Source organism: Gammaproteobacteria bacterium (assembly GCA_016705365.1).
Classification (GTDB): domain Bacteria; phylum Pseudomonadota; class Gammaproteobacteria; order Pseudomonadales; family UBA5518; genus UBA5518.
On record JADIYI010000005.1, the window covers coordinates 189,179 to 203,177 of the forward strand.

The 13,999-nt window shown below is 64.1% G+C and carries 14 protein-coding genes; 5 read left to right on the forward strand and 9 right to left on the reverse strand.

Translation table 11 applies throughout. The annotated features are described in order from the left end of the window. The first annotated feature begins 18 nt into the window (after nucleotides 1-18). The gene (locus tag IPF49_04650; protein ID MBK6286929.1) at nucleotides 19-816 is read left to right on the forward strand and encodes an enoyl-CoA hydratase/isomerase family protein; all 798 of its coding nucleotides are present in this window, start codon (nucleotides 19-21) and stop codon (nucleotides 814-816) included. A 4-nt stretch (nucleotides 817-820) separates the two neighbouring features. Here IPF49_04650 and IPF49_04655 read toward each other — a convergent pair whose 3' ends face one another. The 3 genes from IPF49_04655 to IPF49_04665 form a co-directional block, all read right to left on the reverse strand. Then, nucleotides 821-1,507 carry a PaaI family thioesterase gene (locus tag IPF49_04655; GenBank protein ID MBK6286930.1) on the reverse strand — a complete coding sequence of 229 codons (687 nt, stop codon included), beginning with the start codon at nucleotides 1,505-1,507 and terminating at the stop codon, nucleotides 821-823. Continuing rightward, the gene (gene glk / locus IPF49_04660) at nucleotides 1,504-2,475 is read right to left on the reverse strand and encodes a glucokinase (GenBank protein ID MBK6286931.1); all 972 of its coding nucleotides are present in this window, start codon (nucleotides 2,473-2,475) and stop codon (nucleotides 1,504-1,506) included. The genes IPF49_04655 and glk overlap by 4 nt, the downstream gene beginning before the upstream one ends. Nucleotides 2,476-2,658: 183 nt before the next feature. Continuing rightward, nucleotides 2,659-3,135, reverse strand: coding sequence for a nitroreductase family deazaflavin-dependent oxidoreductase (locus IPF49_04665; protein ID MBK6286932.1), 477 nt, complete (start codon nucleotides 3,133-3,135; stop codon nucleotides 2,659-2,661). A gap of 195 nt (nucleotides 3,136-3,330) precedes the next feature. Here IPF49_04665 and IPF49_04670 point away from each other — a divergent pair, with 195 nt between their 5' ends. Together IPF49_04670 and IPF49_04675 are read left to right on the forward strand one after the other, a co-directional pair. Beyond that, nucleotides 3,331-4,356, forward strand: a complete 1,026-nt coding sequence (locus IPF49_04670) for a M23 family metallopeptidase (protein ID MBK6286933.1) — start codon at nucleotides 3,331-3,333, stop codon at nucleotides 4,354-4,356. Between the two features lie 80 nt (nucleotides 4,357-4,436). Then, nucleotides 4,437-5,168, forward strand: a complete 732-nt coding sequence (locus IPF49_04675; GenBank protein ID MBK6286934.1) for a hypothetical protein — start codon at nucleotides 4,437-4,439, stop codon at nucleotides 5,166-5,168. A gap of 33 nt (nucleotides 5,169-5,201) precedes the next feature. Here IPF49_04675 and IPF49_04680 read toward each other — a convergent pair whose 3' ends face one another. From IPF49_04680 to IPF49_04700, 5 genes are all read right to left on the reverse strand, one after another. After that, a complete protein-coding gene (locus IPF49_04680) occupies nucleotides 5,202-6,263 on the reverse strand; it encodes an LLM class flavin-dependent oxidoreductase (GenBank protein ID MBK6286935.1) in 1,062 nt (353 codons plus the stop codon). A gap of 152 nt (nucleotides 6,264-6,415) precedes the next feature. Further along, nucleotides 6,416-7,975: a DHA2 family efflux MFS transporter permease subunit gene (locus IPF49_04685; GenBank protein MBK6286936.1), complete on the reverse strand. Its 1,560-nt coding sequence runs from the start codon at nucleotides 7,973-7,975 to the stop codon at nucleotides 6,416-6,418. Further along, on the reverse strand, nucleotides 7,972-8,409 hold the full coding sequence (locus tag IPF49_04690; GenBank protein ID MBK6286937.1) for a universal stress protein: 438 nt from the start codon (nucleotides 8,407-8,409) through the stop codon (nucleotides 7,972-7,974). Before IPF49_04690 ends, IPF49_04685 begins: the two co-directional genes overlap by 4 nt. Nucleotides 8,410-8,424: 15 nt before the next feature. Then, complete coding sequence (locus IPF49_04695) at nucleotides 8,425-9,471, reverse strand: HlyD family secretion protein (protein MBK6286938.1); 1,047 nt, start codon at nucleotides 9,469-9,471, stop codon at nucleotides 8,425-8,427. Between the two features lie 145 nt (nucleotides 9,472-9,616). Then, nucleotides 9,617-10,552: an MBL fold metallo-hydrolase gene (locus IPF49_04700; GenBank protein ID MBK6286939.1), complete on the reverse strand. Its 936-nt coding sequence runs from the start codon at nucleotides 10,550-10,552 to the stop codon at nucleotides 9,617-9,619. Nucleotides 10,553-10,643: 91 nt separating this feature from the next. Here IPF49_04700 and gcvT point away from each other — a divergent pair, with 91 nt between their 5' ends. Further along, a complete protein-coding gene (gene gcvT / locus IPF49_04705) occupies nucleotides 10,644-11,747 on the forward strand; it encodes a glycine cleavage system aminomethyltransferase GcvT (GenBank protein MBK6286940.1) in 1,104 nt (367 codons plus the stop codon). On the opposite strand, the gene IPF49_04710 is transcribed toward gcvT, so the two are convergent. After that, nucleotides 11,732-12,247, reverse strand: coding sequence for a shikimate kinase (locus IPF49_04710; GenBank protein ID MBK6286941.1), 516 nt, complete (start codon nucleotides 12,245-12,247; stop codon nucleotides 11,732-11,734). The genes gcvT and IPF49_04710 overlap by 16 nt on opposite strands. A gap of 80 nt (nucleotides 12,248-12,327) precedes the next feature. On the opposite strand from IPF49_04710, the gene pgi reads away from it, so the two are divergent. After that, the gene (gene pgi, locus IPF49_04715; protein ID MBK6286942.1) at nucleotides 12,328-13,974 is read left to right on the forward strand and encodes a glucose-6-phosphate isomerase; all 1,647 of its coding nucleotides are present in this window, start codon (nucleotides 12,328-12,330) and stop codon (nucleotides 13,972-13,974) included. Nucleotides 13,975-13,999: the final 25 nt, after the last annotated feature.

Sequence of the window (13,999 nt, forward strand, 5' to 3'; positions counted from 1 at the left end):
TGATTCCCGGAGGGGGCAATGGCCGAATTGAGTTTTGTGATCGAGAACGGTGTCGGAGTCATCACCCTGGATCGGCCCGAGACGCTCAACGTGTTCTCGAACCCGATGATCGAGGAACTCGGCGAGCTCTACCGGCGTTGTGATTCCGATGCCGAGATCAGGGTCGTGGTGCTTACCGGCACGGGAAAGGCGTTTTCCGCCGGTGCCGATCTTTCGCAGGGCGACGTATTCGCTGCGGCGGGCGAGATGGAAATCACGTCCTGCCCGCTGTCGATGCAGGCCTGGGAGGTGCGCAAGCCGGTGATTGCGGCATGCAATGGGCATGCGCTCGGTATCGGCCTGGGCATCGCGATGCAATGCGATATGCGGGTGTTCGCACTCGAGGCGAAGTACGGATTCCTCCAGAACCGCCGCGGTGTGGTTGCCGATTTCGCCATCGAATACCTGCTGCCCCGACTGATCGGCTTCGAGCGTGCGTTCGAAATGATCGTTCGCGGTGTCCGCATCGATGGCGCACAGGCCCTGCGCTGGCAACTGGCGGGGCGCGCCGTGGCTGCCGACGAGGTGCTGGCAACGGCGATGGAAATCGCCACCGACATGGTGGCGAACTGTTCGCCGCTGGTCATGGGCATGCACAAGCGCCTGCTCTGGCGCGGGCTCGATTCGCTGCGGGACGAATTCGTCGCGCTGGAAACACGGGCGTTGGTTCACAGCGTGCGTCAGGCCGATGCACTGGAAGGCGGAATGGCTTATGTCGAGCGGCGTGCTCCGCGCTGGCAGGCTTTCGAGGAGGCGAACTGGCCCGGATTTCTCTGAGCAATCACCGGCCGGCTTTGGCGTCGGTGTGTGGCGCCAGACCCATTCCGCCAAGCGGTTGAACGAACACTCCGTCACAGCTTGCGGTCAGGGTGTCGTTGGCACGCATTTCGGCGCGAACCCAGGTTTTGCGGCCCTCGACTTTTTCCACCCAGCCTTTCAGCGCGAGCACGGTATTGAGCGGCGTGCGTTGCAGGTAACGAATGCTCAGCGTGCCAGTCATGCCCGGTTTCCCGCCGAGTGCCTGCGCCATACCCATGAACTGGTCGAAGATGGCCGCCACATAGCCGCCGTGCAGGCTCTCGGGTGGTCCTTCGTAGGCCCAGCCGGTCGTGACCCTGCCGTGGGCGAGATTGTTTTCAAACCAGATGTTCAGCGGCGGTGCCAAGGGATTGCTGATCCCGGACAGTGGATTCAGCTCGTGCGCAAGTTGTCTGAAATTGCCGTGATTGCCATCCTTCACGAACGCCGCGCGCCCGAGTATGCGCGGCTGCGTGGCCAGCGAAGTCACGTTGGCTTCCAGCGCGGCGGCAAGCGCGTGAAGATCGGCTGTGGCAGGCGTGCTGCTGACCAGCAGATCGTTGAGTTCGCGCAACGCGCTTGCGACACGGCGCTTGGCTTCCCATTCCGCACTGATCGCCGGCGTGATTTCTTCCGCCGAGAATGGATCGATCTGTACTTCTTCGGTCACGACTGTGTCTCCATCTTCGGGGGCAACGCGGCACGGGCAGCACCGATCAGCCCGGGGTTGGCTGTTTCAATCAGGAAAACCGGGATTCGCCGCATGTAATCACTCCTTGGACCCTTTTCCTCGAAGCGCTGGCGGAAGCGGCTCGATTCCAGGAAGGGGCCGAAACGCGGCACGATGCCGCCCGCGATATAAACCCCTCCCTCGGCGCCGCAACACAAGGCCTGATCACCTGCGGCAGTGCCCAGGAAGGCACAAAACTGTTCCAGTGCGGCGGTGCACAGCGCATTCGATCCGTCGACGGCGCGTGCCTGGATCTCGGCGGCGCGCAAGCCGGGGTTATCGGCGCCGCTCTCTTCGCAGATTATACGGTAGATCCGTTCGAGTCCCGGGCCCGACAGCAGCGCTTCGCGGTACACGCCCTCGCCGGAGCGCAACAGCGCGCCAAGCAGGCGCAATTCCGTCGCATCGGATGGTCCGATCGAGGCATGCCCGCCTTCGGTTGCGATCGGCTCGAAGCCGGCGCGGGTCTCGATCAGTTGCGCGACGCCGAGACCGGTTCCCGGCCCCAGCACCGCTTTGGGACGCCCCGCGACCGGCGAGCCGCCGCCGAGTTGCCGCAACCCGGCGGGAGCAAGTGAGGGAAGCGCGATCGCGATCGCCTCGAAGTCGTTTATCACTCGCAGATCGTCGAGGCCGAGCGCCGCGCGCGTATCGCTGACCGAGAACGACCAGGGGTGATTGGTCAGCGACACGCGGTCGCCGTGCACCGGACCGGCAACTGCGAAGCACGCGTGGCGCGGTTTTCCGGTGCATTGGGCGAGATAGCTGCGCGCTGCATCGAGCAGCGTTGCGTGCTGGTGGGTGCCGAGGCTACGCATGTCGTGCAATGCGCCGTCGGAATCGGCCAGGGCGAAGCGGGCATTGGTGCCACCGATATCGGCAACCAGCCGCGGGACTGAAGCGGGCATGAAATCCGGAGTGCTCCTGCTCGACAAGGGCCAGGCGAGATTCTGGCTGCGCCAGCGGACGATATCAATGCATACTTGCCGAATGTCGTGCCAGTGAGCTCGAGAGCAGTCCGTTTCCGGAGACTTCGATGAGTACTGCTGCGGCCGGTGACCGCGTGCGTTGGAGCATCGCCTGAAGCGGCCTTAATTCGCCGGGCTGCAGATGAACACCGGGATATTGCGCCTGGTGCGTGCCTGGTAATCGTTGAAACCGGGATATACCCCGACCGCGATGGGCCACACGCGGGCTTTTTCCTCGGCACTTGCCTGGCGCGCGATCATGCGCCGGGTGATGCCCCGGGCGGTGATGCCGAGTTCGGGGTTCGCAGCGATGTTGTAATACCAAGACGGGTTCGTGCTCATGCCGCCCTGCGATGCGATCAGGATCACCTGTTCGCCGTCGGGCACGTGGATCAGCGGGACGATGCGCTTTCTGCCGCTCCTGCGCCCGGTCATTGTCACCAGGCAGATCGGTGTTCCGTCGGGAAAGCGGTTCATCAGGCGCCCGTTGCTGGCGCGGTAGACAAACACGTTGAGGCGGGTAAGAACTCTCATAGCGCCATGGATGAGCCCGTTGTACTTCTCGGGTATCGGTTTGACTGTTCTGGTGGTTCTGCCCATCGTTTCGCTCGGTGCTCGCCGACGAGGCAGGGAGCCGGCCGGGGAGATTTCTTGAAGGGCGCCATGGTATCCGCGGCGCCGCCGTTTTCCATCCCCTCGGCGAAGGGCGAAGGGCGAAGGGCGAAGACAAACGACTTGACCCTTGGCGCGCAGCGCGGTTGTATTGGCGCGGATGCTGTTCCGGACGCCGGCCCAATGACTGCCAGATTCACTTCGACCCGCGGCGTAGCGCTCGCGAGTCTGCTCATGCTGTTGTTCTGTGCCACGGGATCGCGCGCCGTGCCGGGACCAAAGCTGGACCTGCCTCTCGCCTGCCGCCTGACGCAAACGTGCTGGGTTGCCAATTACCCCGATGCGGATCCAACGCCGTTGGCGCGGGATTTCCGGTGCCGCGCGCGCACCTACGAGGCCCATGACGGTGTGGATTTCGCGCTACGCGACCTCGCCGCGATGGCCAGCGGGGTGGCGGTGCTGGCCGCTGCCGCCGGCACGGTGATCAATGTTCGCGACGGCATGCAGGATGTGGCGGTGACCGCGCAGGCCGCGCGGGCCCGGGTCGAGGGTCGCGAGTGCGGCAACGGTGTGTTGCTGCAACACGAGGACGGCTGGCAGACCCAGTACTGTCATTTGCGCCAGGGCAGTGTGAGCGTCAAGCCGGGTCAGCAGGTCGAGCACGGCGCGGTTCTGGGAATGGTGGGGCTGTCGGGGCAGACCGAGTTTCCCCACCTGCATTTCGCGCTTCGTTTCAACGGCAAGCCGATCGACCCGTTCACCGGCAAGCCCCTCGAGGCCGGTTGCGGAATCGCCGCACCTGCGCTGTGGCAGGGAGATATCGAATACGAGCAGGTTGCGCTCTACAACGCCGGAATCGCCGCAGGTGTTCCGGACATCGACGCGATCAGGCAGGGCAAGGGGGGCGGTCAGTCGCTGGATCCGGAGGCCAAGGCACTGGTGATCTGGGTCGATATGCTCGGCGTGCAGGCAGGTGATCGCTTGCGTTTGCGGATCGTGGCGCCTGACGGCACCAGCGTGGTCGATTCCGAACAGACACTCGAGAAGACCCAGGCACGGCGCTACGTTTATGTCGGAGCACGTCGCAGGAATACGCACTGGGCGCCGGGTGAGTACATCGGCGACATCATCCACACGCGCACGCTCGACGGCAGGCCGCAGGCAACGAAGCTGGAAATCCGGGAATCGGTGCAAGCCGCCCCGAATTGAGCACGTTGCGGCGCATTGATGCAGGTCAACACCATCAGCCAGCGATTGATCTTGAATTGGCGTGCGGAGGGTTTGCGCCAATGCAGTTCACCATTTCTGCGCGTGGCAAGGAAGCACGGCAGCCGATTCAGCAGTTCATCAAGATCAATTTTCCGGAAATTCCGCCTGGGCAAACGGAAAGTTTTTTTGGTTTTGCCGAGGCCTGCACGCTTTACGGTGGCCGCTTTTTCACCGCCCCGGAGATCAGCAGGTACGATCTGCGTTCCATGTACGAGATGGGTATCAACTTTCGCATCCCGCTGACCAATCATTACGCGACGGCCGAGGAATACCAGAGCTGCCGCCCGTTCCTCGACAAGCACCATCGTCCGGGAAACTCGGTCATCATCACCAACGATGAGCTTGCGCGCTGGATCCGCTCCGACTACCCGGATTACCGGATCGAGGCCAGCGTGATCAAGAACATCAAGAGCCTGATCCGGATCGAGCAGGCACTGGAACTGTATGACACGGTTATCCTGCCGATGAGCGCCAACGAGGACGAGGCCCTGCTGCGATCGATACCGGACAAGAGCCGCGTCACGCTGTTCGCCAACGCGGGCTGCGCGCTGTCCTGCCCGTCGAAGATCTGTTACACCAGCGTTTCCCGGGCCAACAAGAGCGGAGATTCCTCGCTGTGGCGCTGCTCGCAGTCGATCAAGCCGAGGGATATCCTTGGCATGATCGATTTCGATCTCGATCACCTGCGGAGTCTGGGTTTCCAGCGATTCAAGTTGCTGCGCTCGAGACCCGGTCAGAAGACCGGGTTCTGAGGACGGACGGCGCGCCGCCACGCAAGGCCGTTTTCAAGCCCCGGTCGCGCCGGATTCGGTTGCAACGAACGCGCCTATTCTTTCCAGGTAGCTCTGTACGGTTGCGGGCGCCAGGTTCCACATCGGCGGGGCGGGGCAGAGGTGGTTTGCCACGCTCCAGAGCGGCTCCAGCTTTGCCGCAACTTCCTTCATGGATCCCGTCGCAACGAAGGTCTCGACCATCTCGTCGCTGACATGATGATTGAACGACGAGATATCCTTGTTGGCCTCGATGCCTGCCTGGCAGGCGCGGGCCTCGGCTCCGAAACCGTTCATTTCAAAGAACGATTCGTACTGTACGGCGCTCGCATAATAGGCGACGGTGGAGCGCGCATCCGCAATGGCTTCGGCCTTGTTGTCGTTGATTGCGACCCAGGGCCAGATGCTGACACAGACATCTTTTCGCTCACGCCCGTGCTTGCGCAGTTCGTCCAGATAGGCGGGTGCCATATGCTCGATGGTCCAGTCGATGGACCACATCGGGTGCCCGATCACACCATCCGCTATCTCGGCGGCCAGGCGCACCAGCTTTTCCCTGAGGGCTGCTATCCAGATCGGAATTTTTGCCCGGTAGGGCGGGGCGGTTTGCAGCATCGCTTCGAAACCCGCCGCGAAGTAGGTTCCTGCATAAGGCGCCAGGCCCAGATGCGCGCCCGCCTCGATATGGCGGATGGCAGCCACGGTGTCGCGAAGATGTGCCAGGGGTTTGATCTCGGGCGTGCCGAAGACGCCCGATGTCCAGCTGGAAATGCTGCTGCCCAGACCCAGCACGGCCCGGCCCTCGCTGATGCGATCCAGATCCATGATCGCCATGGCGGTTTCCATGGGGCTGCGGGTGGCGGCAATGGCGATACCGGTGCCGAGCATCAGCTTGCTGGTGACGGTGCTCGCTGCAGCCAGCGCCACGAACGGAGGTCCGTATACCTGGGTGGCGAAGGTGCCCTCGAAGCCGAGCTTTTCATACTGTTGCGCCAGACCGGCGAGTTGAGGTGCTGGCAATACTGGAAGAACCGCCCAGAATTTTCTGGGTTCTCCGATGGCGTTGGTCTTTTTCATGGAATGGCCTCGTTGCCTGGGTTACGGGTATCGGCAAGGCAGCTTATCCAATTCCTGTTGGCGGCGAAAGGAACAGCTTCTCGCGCGCGGCGAGCCGCAGCGTGATCTTTCCCTGCGATTGCGGCTTGTGCATGACTTGCTCCAGGCGGCGGCTAATGCGCGGCAGTGGCGAATTGCGGATCCGCCGGTGCCTTCGCGTCCAGCGGCGGTGCCGAATGGCGCGAGCTTCTGAGCAGCATTACCAGCGGCAGCATCACCACGAAACTCACTGTCGTCAGCATGAAGACATCGATGATCGCGCCGATCTGTGCCTGTTGTCCGACCTGCTGCGCGATCAGCGCCATGGCGCTCGGATCGGCGGTCGTCAGGTGCAGCGGCCCGAGGTAGCGGCTGACCGCGGGATTGAACGGCGTGATATGCGCGCCGAGTTCGTTCCACAGCACCTGGCGCTGGTGGCTGAGCACGCTGGTCACGATCGAAATGCCGAGCGCTGAACCGAGGGTGCGCAGCAGGCTGTAGATACCGGCGGCCTCGGCCATCCGTGAACGTGCCAGGGTGGCGTAGGCGATGGTCGACAGCGGCACGAACATGAAGCCGAGCCCCATGCCCTGCACGCATGCGGGCCAGATCAGCCACCAGGTATCGATCTCGAGCGAATACCAGCTCATCGCCCAGGATCCGAATGCGCCGCACAGCATGCCGCCCGAGACCAGCACCCGCGCATCAACCTTGCCGACCAGACGCCCCGCCAGGAACATGCTGATCGCGCTGAACACGCCGCGCGGGGCCATCACGATCCCGGTGGTCATGATCGGATAGCCGAGCAGGGACTCGAGCAATATGGGCTGCAGCACCATCGAGCCGTACATCCCCACACCGAGCGCCATGATGATCAGGCACGCCGTCAGGAAGTTCCAGTCGGAGAAAATCCGCACGTCGAATATCGCCTTTGTGCCAAGCCGCAGGCTGTGCTCCACGAACGCGAGAATCCCGATGATGCCGAGCACGGCGGCCACGCGGATATCGGTAGCCGCGAACCAGTCCTGCTGGGTGCCGCGATCGAATACGTATTGCACGCCGGCGACGCCGCAGGCCAGATACAAGAGCCCTGGCCAGTCCATGCGGCGCGTCTTGCGCGCCGTGTCGGGTACGAAACGCGCCGCGAGTACCAGCGACAGGATGCCGACCGGCACGTTGATGTAGAACGCCCAGCGCCAGCTGGCCACATCGGTCAGCCAGCCGCCGAGCGTCGGACCCAGCACCGGCCCGACCATCACGCCCATGCCCCAGATCGCCATGGCCTTGCCACGCTCCTCCGGCGGATAGGCATCGCTCATGATGGCTTGCGACAGCGGTGACAAGCCGGCACCGAACACGCCCTGCAGCAGACGGAATCCCACGATCTCGGTCACGTTCTGCGCGATCCCGCACAGTGCCGAGGCCACCACGAAGCCTCCGATGCAGAGCAGCAGGAGGCGCTTGTGACCCAGGGTGTCGGCGAAGTATCCGGTGAGTGGCATGAAGATCGCGGACGAGACCAGGTAACTGGTGAGTACCCAGCTGATCTGGTCCGAATTGGCGTTCAGCTGCCCCTGCATATGCGGCAGCGCGACATTCACGATCGTGGTGTCGAGCACCTGCATCAGCGTTGCCGACATGACGGAAAAAATGATGAATATGCGCCCGGCCGAAGGGCGCGCGACAGCGTTCATGCAGCGGCGGGATCCATGGCTACCAGCACGCTGCACTTGACCCTGGCCAGCAGGATTTCCTCGTCCGACTGGCTCCACCAGCGCGCGAACACGCTGCGCGGCCGGTACCCGAGCACGATCAGATCGGCCCCGATGCGCTGTGCGGTTTGCGGGATATGATCGAAGGGGTTGCCGAACACCAGCGCGCCCTCGCAGCGGATTCCGCGCTCATTCAACCATTTCACGCCTTCCTCGAGGAGCGCTCGGGCAGTGCTCTCCTGGCAGCCGATCAACTCGGGGGTGACTCCCTCGGGTACCGCGGTCGACAGCATGCTGCGGCAGATCGCGAGCAGGAAGGTGTCGGCGTTCATGGCCGCCGCGATATCCGCGCCCTGGCGCAGCGCGCGTCGTCCTTCCTCGGTTGCGTCGTAGCAAAGCAGGATTTTATTGTACATGGCGTTTTTCCCTTGTTATTGAACCCGTACCGATACCTGCGCGCTGGTGCCGATCCGCAGCGGAAAGCGTGCATCGAGCGTGGTCAGGCGGATGCGAACCGGCACGCGCTGGCGCACCTTCACCCAGTTGCCGGTGGCGTTTTGCGGCGGTAGCAGCGAGAACGCGGCGCCACTGCCGCCGCTGATGCTCTGCACCTCGCCATCGAAGGGATGCTGTGGATACATGTCCACGGTGATGCTGGCATGCTGGCCGGGATGCAGCCGCTCCACCTCGGTTTCGAGGAAGTTCGCATCGACCCAGAATTCGTCAGCGTCGATGATCGTGAACAGCGGTTCCATCGCCTGTACCGTGCTGCCGGCGCGCAGCGTCAGGTTGGCGATCTGTCCATTGCCCGGGGCGAGCACATGCGTGCGCTTCAGATCGAGCGTGGCTTTTTCGACCCTTGCGATCGCTGCCTGGATCGTTGCGTTCTCGGGGCCGCGGCCACCGAGCGCGCTCTGTGTCTTCAGCAGGTTCGCGGCGGCGGCATCGACCGCGGCGGCGGCCGATTCGGCCTGTGTCTGCGCGGTTTCACCGGCCTGTTCGGACAGAAATTTCCTGTTTACCAGGTCGAGAATGCGCCGCTCGTTCGACTTTGCGATCTGCAGTTCCGCACGCCGCTGCACGAGTTCCGCTTCCGCGGCCTGCACACTCGCGCTCTCCTGGTTGACTGACTCGCGCGCGACCTGGAGCAGTGCCCGTGCCTCGTCGAGCGCCAGCTCGAAACTCTCGGGGTCGATGTCGAACAGCTCGTCGCCCGTGTGCACCGGCTGCAGGTCCTGTACGTAGAGCTGGCTCACGGGCCCGGAAACCTGTGCTGCGATCTGTACCACGTGCGCCCCGACATAGGCGTTTTCGGTGACGCAAAAGAGTTGTTCATGTTGCCAGTAGCGCCAGGCCATGAGGCCCGCGGCGCCGAGAATCAGCAATGTGATGAGAGGCTTGAGCAGCTTGCGTGGCGCAAAACGGCTGGCCGGCGCGCGCGGGGCGTGCGGCTCGTCGGTGGGTGGGCTTTCCTTCATGCTCGTTCGGTCTCAGCCGGATTGCCGGCGCAGTGGATGTCTGACAGGAGCGAGAGGCCGGGACGCGACTGGGCACGCTTGCCGACGACGCCATGATAACGCTGATCGTGAGGATCGTTCATTGCCACTGTGTTGCATGGCGATTTCATCCAGGCACCGGTGCCGGCTGGCCATCGTCCGGATTGCGCAGCACGAACCCCGGCACCAGCATGCCGCGTTCGAGCAGCGCCGCGTTCCATCGCGGATCGTGCGCGATCACGAAGCGAATCGTGGTGGAAGCCAGTTCCGTGGCAAACCAGGCGATCTGGGGATTGAGCTGCAGGTGATCCTCACCCGCCAGCAGTCCGATCAGCACCCCCTTGCCGCGGTGCTCGTGAAGATTGCGGGCGTTCCAGACGATATCTCCGAGAAAGGCATACTCGGCACCATCATGCATCCGCACATAGACGATCTGGCTGCCCGGTGTGTGACCGGGAGCCGCGATCAGCACCACGCCCGGTGCCAGCCTGTGCATGCCCGTGTAGGCGGCGGGTGGCAAAGCCGCGATATCGGCGGCGGTGAAGCCCGCTTCGAGCATGCGCCCGCTGCCGCGTTGTGCCGCGGTGATATACATGCGCGAGACGACACCGGGCTCGCCCATCGCCGAGGCCAGGCCACCGATATGATCGTAATGCTCGTGGGTCACCACGATCCGGCTGGCTTCGCGCAATGCCGCGCGCTGGTGTTCCCACGCGGCGTCGTGGTAGGAGCCCATCAGCGGCATGGTTTCGTGCAACGCCCGACCCTGCACCGCGTCGATCATGATCGACGGCCCGTTATCGTAGACCAGCTGATAACTGCGAAATTCCATCGGCTCGCGTGACCAGCCGCCGCCGGCCATCAGCATCCAGCCGAAAAATTCACCTTCTGCAACGAGTTCGGTATGCACGGAGCCCGGGCCGCCGGATCCGGCCAGGGCACGCGCCGCTTCCCAGTCCACCGAGTAATTGCCAGGCGCGGGCAGCGCATCGTATTCGAACAGGTACCACCACAGGCCGATCAACGATGCGCCGACGACGGCAAGTATCGCGCTGACTTTCATGCTGACTCCGCGACCGGGGGGGTGTAATCAGCAGCCAGTGTACTTAAATACCGCCGGATTTGAGTAAACTGTTCCGATTTGGGAGGTTGCGATGAAACAGACACCGCTGCATGCATTGCACCAGGCGTTGGGTGCGCGGATGGTTCCATTCGCGGGTTACGAGATGCCGGTGCAGTACCCGAATGGCGTGCTGCGCGAGCATCTGCATACCCGGACCCACGCCGGGCTGTTCGATGTGTCGCACATGGGGCAGGTACTGGTGCGCGGAGCCGGTGTCACCGCGGCGCTCGAGCGACTCGTACCCGCGGATCTCGAGGGACTTGGCGTCGGGCGGCAGGTGTATTCGCTGTTCACCAACGAGGCCGGCGGGATACTCGATGATCTGATCATCACCCGCTGGGGAGAGGAGGAGTTCTTCGTGGTGGTCAATGCCGCCTGCAAGGAGCTCGACCTGGCGCACCTGCGCGGCGGTCTCCCGGGGCAGGAGGTGACTGAACTCGAGGATCGCGCACTGCTTGCCTTGCAGGGGCCGCGCGCCGCCGAACTGTTCGGGTCCGTGGTACCGGCGGCGTGCGGACTGGTATTCATGAACGGAGTGCACGTGGATATCGACGGTGTCGCATGTTTCGTGACGCGCTCCGGCTACACCGGAGAGGACGGCTTCGAGATCTCGGTGCCGGCGCCGGCAGCAGCCGAACTGGCGCGGCGCCTGCTCGCCATCGACGGCGTGTGGCCGATCGGGCTGGGGGCGAGAGATTCGCTGCGTCTCGAAGCGGGCCTGTGCCTTTACGGTCATGACATGAACGCGACCACCACACCGGTGGAGGCCGGTTTGCAGTGGGCGATTGCCAAGGTGCGTCGCCCGGGAGGGGCGCGCGCCGGTGGTTATCCCGGTGCCGCGAAGCTGGCCGAGCAACTTGCGGGGGGTGCGGCGCGCAAGCGTGTCGGCCTGGTCGGCGATGGCAAGACGCCGGTGCGCGAGGGCACGGTGATCGTCGACGAGAACGCGGTTTCGGTCGGTCGCGTCTGCAGCGGTGGTTTTGGACCGAGCTTCGGCGGGCCGATTGCGATGGCCTATGTCGACAGCGCCCATGCCGCGATCGGCACCCGGCTGCAGGCGTGGGTCCGTGACAAGCCGCGTCCGGTCACGGTGGCAAAAATGCCGTTCGTGGCGCCGCGCTACTTCCGCGGCTGAGCCGCGAGTTCGGCAAGGATTCGCTCCAGCACATCCTCCATGCCGAGCCGGTCGCAATCGATGCGCAGTTCGGCATGGTGCAGATAGAGCGCGGTACGCTCGGCGAACAGCGCGGAAAACTCCTGGTCGGGCCGGCGTGCGATGCCGCGGGTTTCATAATCGCGGATGCGGGCGCGCAGTTCCGCGAGCGGTACGTCGAGATACACGATGCGACTGGCACTGGCGAGGTGGCGCATGGCGCGCTCGCTGTAGATCACGGAGCCGCCGGTCGCGACGACCCGCCGCTGCGGATCGAGCGCCAGCAGCACGGATTCCTCGATGGCACGCAGCCCGAGATAGCCTTCGCTGTCGAGGATCTGCTGCAGGGTGCGCTGTTCGCGTACCTGGATCACCAGATCGGTATCGACAAAGTCGAGCCCCAGGCGTTTCGACAGCAGCACCCCGATGGTGCTCTTGCCGGCGCCGGGCATGCCGATCAGGGTGATGCCGGTACGGTTCATCGCGATGCGCTATACATTATTGCCGGTAAGGGGCATTCTCCGGGCTGGTGCAGTCAATCGCAAGGTTAGAGGCAATCGTGATGGAAAAGAGCGCGCAAGCACGCCAGCTCGGCTGGCAGGCTGTGGAGACGCAGCGACGACGGCTGGAGAATTTCAGTCTGCGCGAGGCCTTTGGCAGCGATCGCGGACGGGCGGCCCGTTATCGTTTGGATGCGGCCGGCCTGACGCTCGACTATTCGAAAAACCTGTTCGACGAGCAGGCGCTCGCCTGTCTGCTCGGGCTTGCAGCGGCCTGCGAGGTCGAGCAGCAGGTGCGCGCGCAGCTCGGCGGTGCCACGGTCAATGGCACCGAACAGCGGGCGGTGCTGCATACCCTGTTGCGCGGCAGCGATGCGGGGGTGCCGCTGGCGCAATTCGAAGCGGTGCGGGCCACCCGCAGCCGCATGGCGGAACTGGTCACGCGGGTGCGCGAAGGGCAGTGGCGGGGCTGGAACGGCGCCGTGATCCGCAACGTGGTGAATATCGGTATCGGTGGTTCGCATCTCGGCCCGCAATTTGCCACCGAGGCACTCGCCTGGCTGGGCACGGCGGAACTGCGCTGTCATTTCGTGGCCAACGTGGACCCGCGTGACCTGGACGTCGCGCTGGCCGGACTCGACCCCGCGACCACGCTGTTCGTGGTTGCATCGAAAACCTTCGGCACCCTGGAAACCCTGGCCAATGCGCGTGCGGCGCGGGCCTGGCTGCTGCAATGCGGATGTCCGGAGCAACAGCTCGAGCGCCATTTCGTGGCGGTCTCGGCGAATCTCAAGGGTGCCGTGGATTTCGGTATCGCGCCCGCGCATGTGTTGCCGATGTGGGATTGGGTAGGGGGACGTTATTCGCTGTGGTCCGCGATCGGGCTGCCGATAGCGTTATCCATCGGCAACGAGCAGTTCGAGGCACTGTTGCTCGGCGCCCATCGCATGGATATGCATTTTCGCGATGCACCCCTGGCCGCGAACATGCCGGTGCTGATGGCGCTGCTCTCGGTCTGGTACCGCAATGCCTGGGGCTGCGCGTCGCAGGCGGTGATCCCCTACGACCAGGGCCTGGCACGCTTGCCGGAATTCCTGCAGCAGCTGGTGATGGAAAGTAACGGCAAATCGGTCGATCGCGACGGGCATGCGCTGGCGCGCGCGAGCTCGGGCGTGATCTGGGGCGCGCCCGGCACCAACGGGCAGCATTCATTCCACCAGATGCTGCACCAGGGCACGGACCGGGTGCCGGTGGATTTCGTGCTGCCGCTCGTGACCCACAGTCCCAATCATGAGCAGCACGCGCACCTGGTCGCCAATTGCATCGCGCAGAGCCAGGCGCTGATGATCGGGCGCACGCTCGGGGAGTCGCGCGCGGAGTTGCTCGAGCGCGGTGTCGAGCCGGCATCTGCTGAATCGCTCGCGCCGCACCTGGTGATGCCGGGTAACCGGCCGAGCAATATCCTGTTGCTGCGCGCCGTCACCCCGGAGACGCTCGGCGCCCTGCTTGCGCTGTACGAGCATCGCACCGCGGTCGAGGGCATGCTGTGGAACCTGGATTCCTTTGATCAGTTCGGAGTGGAACTCGGCAAGCGGCTCGGTACCGAGGTGCATCGCGCGATGTGCTCCGAGGCAAGCGCCGAAGTGGCCACCGACAGCTCGACTGCCTGGTTGATCGATGCCTATCGCCGGGCGCGGCAGCCGCAGTGAATACCACGATGGGACCCTTGCAGGG

Excerpts from the sequence above, each read along its gene's own strand:
- IPF49_04710 (MBK6286941.1), bottom strand. The coding sequence starts at position 12,247 with ATGAACCGTACCGGCATCACCCTGATCGGCATGCCCGGCGCCGGCAAG.
- IPF49_04685 (MBK6286936.1), bottom strand. The coding sequence starts at position 7,975 with ATGAACGCTGTCGCGCGCCCTTCGGCCGGGCGCATATTCATCATTTTT.
- IPF49_04665 (MBK6286932.1), bottom strand. The coding sequence starts at position 3,135 with ATGGGCAGAACCACCAGAACAGTCAAACCGATACCCGAGAAGTACAAC.
- gcvT (MBK6286940.1), top strand. The coding sequence starts at position 10,644 with ATGAAACAGACACCGCTGCATGCATTGCACCAGGCGTTGGGTGCGCGG.
- IPF49_04650 (MBK6286929.1), top strand. The coding sequence starts at position 19 with ATGGCCGAATTGAGTTTTGTGATCGAGAACGGTGTCGGAGTCATCACC.
- IPF49_04670 (MBK6286933.1), top strand. The coding sequence starts at position 3,331 with ATGACTGCCAGATTCACTTCGACCCGCGGCGTAGCGCTCGCGAGTCTG.
- IPF49_04690 (MBK6286937.1), bottom strand. The coding sequence starts at position 8,409 with ATGTACAATAAAATCCTGCTTTGCTACGACGCAACCGAGGAAGGACGA.
- pgi (MBK6286942.1), top strand. The coding sequence starts at position 12,328 with ATGGAAAAGAGCGCGCAAGCACGCCAGCTCGGCTGGCAGGCTGTGGAG.
- IPF49_04700 (MBK6286939.1), bottom strand. The coding sequence starts at position 10,552 with ATGAAAGTCAGCGCGATACTTGCCGTCGTCGGCGCATCGTTGATCGGC.
- IPF49_04695 (MBK6286938.1), bottom strand. The coding sequence starts at position 9,471 with ATGAAGGAAAGCCCACCCACCGACGAGCCGCACGCCCCGCGCGCGCCG.
- IPF49_04680 (MBK6286935.1), bottom strand. The coding sequence starts at position 6,263 with ATGAAAAAGACCAACGCCATCGGAGAACCCAGAAAATTCTGGGCGGTT.
- IPF49_04675 (MBK6286934.1), top strand. The coding sequence starts at position 4,437 with ATGCAGTTCACCATTTCTGCGCGTGGCAAGGAAGCACGGCAGCCGATT.
- glk (MBK6286931.1), bottom strand. The coding sequence starts at position 2,475 with ATGCCCGCTTCAGTCCCGCGGCTGGTTGCCGATATCGGTGGCACCAAT.